Source organism: Mycobacterium sp. (assembly GCF_008709575.1).
Classification (GTDB): domain Bacteria; phylum Actinomycetota; class Actinomycetes; order Mycobacteriales; family Mycobacteriaceae; genus Mycobacterium.
Map to the genome: position 1 here is coordinate 1 of NZ_VYIK01000568.1, position 510 is coordinate 510.

General features: G+C 60.8%; 1 protein-coding gene. It reads right to left on the reverse strand.

Annotated elements, in window-relative coordinates:
* Positions 1-158: 158 nt before the first annotated feature.
* Positions 159-510 (reverse strand): PaaX family transcriptional regulator C-terminal domain-containing protein (locus tag F6Q13_RS20185; RefSeq protein WP_293060208.1); only part of this gene is annotated, 352 nt, incomplete at its 5' end.

Sequence of the window (510 nt, forward strand, 5' to 3'; positions counted from 1 at the left end):
CCGATTCGGCACGCATTTAGCTACAATGATACATTACTGCATCGTGTGATGCAGCCTTGTTCCCAAGGGAAATTGTCCTTCACGCCGTAGAGACGAGCGAGCTGGCGATTGGGCGTAAGGCTCGACCCGCGAAGGCGCGCGAGCTGTCTCGGCCCCGACTATCCGTCAATGTACTTTCGGAGACGCTCCGAGTAGTTGGCCTTGAAATCGGTGTAACGCTCTCGAAGTCGATCACCCGGCCAGCCCGCCGGGAGCAGCTCGTCCGGCAGGTACGGATCCAGCAGCAGGTGTCGGATTACCTCTGCTGTAGCCATGAACCCTTGGGCGAGACTCTCGGCCTCGTCAAGCACCGTCAGCAATCGGTCCGCCTCGGCCGCCCATAGGGGCAAGTCCCAGAGCGACGCTGCCAGGCTCGACGAGTCAGAGTGGTGACTGACAAAAAACTCACACTGGTCGGCGACGACGCCGTCGAGCTCACGAGAGAGGTTGTCCGGCCGCATCCACACACCC